The organism is Bradyrhizobium sp. Mp27, from assembly GCF_029953005.1.
GTDB classification, from domain to species: domain Bacteria; phylum Pseudomonadota; class Alphaproteobacteria; order Rhizobiales; family Xanthobacteraceae; genus Bradyrhizobium; species Bradyrhizobium barranii.
On sequence record NZ_JASAUS010000624.1, the window covers coordinates 1 to 504 of the forward strand.

General features: G+C 63.7%; 1 pseudogene. It reads left to right on the plus strand.

Going from position 1 to position 504, the window contains the following annotated elements:
• Positions 1-107 precede the first annotated feature (107 nt).
• Positions 108-395 (plus strand): annotated as a pseudogene (locus tag QJT78_RS52055) (IS110 family transposase); the annotation flags it as partial.
• Positions 396-504 lie beyond the last annotated feature (109 nt).

Consider the following 504-nt stretch of genomic DNA (forward strand, 5'->3'; position numbering starts at 1 on the left):
TCTCGGTCATGGCGTATCGCTCTCCTCGAGAGGTTCTGGCAGGCTCGTCACCCGCCTCGATACGCCGCCTTCCTCACACCGTCATCACCCAGATTCCGCCATAGCTCCAGATTGCCGAGCTGCGAGCCTACGTGCGTCAGCGCGAGCGTCTGCTGGAGTACGCGGCCTCACACATCCAGCATATGCAGAAGGCCTTGACGGAGATGAATCTTCAGCTCCACCACGTCGTCGCCGACATCACCGGCGCGACCGGCCTGCGTATCATACGCGCGATCCTTGCCGGCGAGCGCGATCCCGAGGCGCTGGCGTGCTTGCGCCACTACAGTTGCCACTCCAGTGCCGAGACGATCGCGAAGGCGCTCACCGGGAGCTACCGCGCCGAGCATCTGTTTGCATAGGAGCAGTTGACCCCTTATCAGCCCCTCAGTCGGGTTTGCAGTGCCGGCCGACTGACGCTGAGGTTGCTAAGGTTCTGCAGGCCTCGCTGGCCTGCCACCAACCCCC